Raw genomic sequence first — 2,464 nt, 5'->3', positions numbered from 1 at the left:
CGGCTCGCCGGGCTCGACCCCGCCACCACGCTGTTCGTGGTCAGCTCCAAGACGTTCACCACGCTGGAGACGCTGACCAACGCCAGGGTCGCCCGCCAGTGGCTGGTCGGCGCGCTCGGCGAGGACGCCGTCGCCAAGCACTTCGTGGCCGTCTCCACCAACGCCGCCAAGGTCGCCGAGTTCGGCATCGACACCGACAACATGTTCGGCTTCTGGGACTGGGTCGGCGGGCGCTACTCCTACGACGGCGCCATCGGACTCTCCCTGATGATCGCCGTCGGCCCCGAGCGGTTCCGCGAGATGCTCGCCGGGTTCCACGCCGTCGACGAGCACTTCCGCACCGCCCCGTTCCACGCCAACATGCCGGTGATCATGGGCCTCCTCGGGATCTGGTACAACGACTTCTTCGGGGCGGAGACCAGGGCCGTGCTGCCCTACAGCCAGCGGCTGCACCGCTTCCCCGCCTACCTCCAGCAGCTCACCATGGAGTCCAACGGCAAGTCCGCGCGGGCCGACGGCACCCCGGTCACCACCGACACCGGCGAGATCTTCTGGGGCGAGCCGGGCACCAACGGCCAGCACGCCTTCTACCAGCTGCTCCACCAGGGCACGCGGCTGGTGCCCGCCGACTTCATCGGCTTCGCCCAGCCCCACGACGACCGTGAGGGCATGCACGACCTGCTCACCGCCAACCTGTTCGCGCAGACCGCGGCGCTCGCGTTCGGCAAGACCGCCGAGGAGATCGCCGCCGAGGGCACGCCCGCCGAGCTCGCGCCGCACAAGGTCATGCCCGGCAACCGGCCCACCTCCACGATCCTCGCGCCCAAGCTCACCCCGTCCACGCTCGGCCAGCTCGTCGCGCTCTACGAGCACATCGTGTTCGTCGAGGCCACCATCTGGGGCATCGACCCCTTCGACCAGTGGGGCGTCGAGCTGGGCAAGAAGATGGCCCTCGACCTGGCGCCCGCCCTCACCTCCGCCGAGCCGCCGCCACCCGGCTTCGCCGACCCGTCCACGGAGTGGCTGGTCCGCAGATACCGCGAGCTCCGCGGCAGACGCGCCTGACCCGCCCGGGCCTGACCCGCCCGGGCCTGACCCGCCTGGGACCGACCGGCCGTTCCTGACCGGCCGGGCCGTCTCTCGCCTGCTCGGTCCGGGTCCAGGTCTACCCGGGCATGGTGGTGCTCCGGCCCGCCCAGGGGCGACCATGTGGGCATGGGCACGATGCGGCTGATCGATCTGCTCGACGCCGGGCTTCCCGGCCGCGACGTCGTGATCCCCGGCTCCACCGTTCCGGTACGGCAGGCGCGCCTGAGCTGCTCGGCGTCGATCATCCGGTTCCCGCCCGGCTGGACGCGCCCGCAGCGCGGCCACTACCTGGCGGGGGAGGAGTTCGTGCTGCTCGAAGGGGAGCTGCGCGTCTCGGGCGTCCAGTACGAGCTCGGCCATCACGCCTGGCTGCCCGCCGGCACGCTGCGCCACTCCGGCGTGGCACCCGGTGGGGCGCTCGTGATCTCCTGGTTCGCCGGCACCGCCGCCTGGGTGGCCAGCGACCTCGACGAACCCGACGGCCCCAGCATGCGCACACCCCTGGCGACCGTGGTCATCCCTGCGGGCGGCCTGCCCCTCGGCCCGTCCTCCGCCCTGCGCGACACGCCCGTCACGCTCGACCGCCCGGCCGAGATGGTCACGGTGGGGAGCTGGACGTGGGAGCTGTCGCAGGTCATGCCCGGCGGACGCGTTCTCGTGAGGTGGGCGACATGACCCTTGTGACGCAGGCCGTCGGAACGTGCCGGGCGCGCGAGGGCGGAGGGGACGAGGCCCGGAAACGGGGCGTCAGGAGACTGTGACGCCGAGCAGGTGGCCGAGGCCGAATGTGACAGCGGCGGCGCCCACGCCCAGCGCGAGCTGCCGCAGGCCGCCCAGCCACCACGGGCGGGCGGTCATCACCGCCACCGCCGCGCCGAAGCCGAACAGCGCCAGCACGCTCAGCACCAGCGCCACCATCAGCCCCGAAGCCCCGAACAGGAACGGCGCCAGCGGCACCAGCGCCCCCGCGGCGAACGCGCCGAACGACGACGCGGCGGCCAGGTACGGCGAGGGCAGGTCGTCCGGGTCTACGCCCAGTTCCTCGCGCACGTGCACGCGCAGCGCCTGCTCCGGGTCCGCCGACAGGCCGGCCGCGACCCGGAGCGCGAGGTCGGGGTCGAGCCCGCGGGAGCGGTAGAGGGCGGCCAGCTCGTCGCGCTCGCCATCGGGGTTGCGGGCCAGTTCGCGGCGTTCCACGGCGATCTCGGCCCGCATCAGCTCGGTCTGCGACTTCACCGACGTGTACTCGCCCGCGGCCATCGAGCACGCGCCCGCCACCAGACCGGCGAACCCGGCCAGTACGGCGCCGCGCCCGGCGCCCGCGGCGCCCACCACTCCGGCGATCAGCGCGAAGTTGGAGACCAGCCCGTCCATC

General features: G+C 73.1%; 3 protein-coding genes. 2 read left to right on the top strand and 1 reads right to left on the bottom strand.

What is annotated here, in order from left to right; genetic code table 11:
- Window positions 1–1,065 (top strand): glucose-6-phosphate isomerase (gene pgi, locus DAT37_RS10435; RefSeq protein ID WP_109524558.1); only part of this gene is annotated, 1,065 nt, incomplete at its 5' end.
- Window positions 1,066–1,215: 150 nt separating this feature from the next.
- Window positions 1,216–1,764, top strand: coding sequence for a cupin domain-containing protein (locus DAT37_RS10430; RefSeq protein WP_109524557.1), 549 nt, complete (start codon window positions 1,216–1,218; stop codon window positions 1,762–1,764).
- 72 nt (window positions 1,765–1,836) lie between these two features.
- Here the strand turns inward: DAT37_RS10430 and DAT37_RS10425 are convergent.
- On the bottom strand, window positions 1,837–2,464 hold a 628-nt coding region (locus tag DAT37_RS10425), incomplete at its 5' end, for a VIT1/CCC1 transporter family protein (RefSeq protein ID WP_109524556.1).

Origin of the sequence: Nocardia aurea (genome assembly GCF_003123685.1) — a bacterium.
In the GTDB taxonomy this organism is placed as follows: Bacteria; Actinomycetota; Actinomycetes; order Mycobacteriales; family Mycobacteriaceae; genus Nocardia; species Nocardia aurea.
This window is presented reverse-complemented; position numbering and strand designations above follow the sequence as displayed.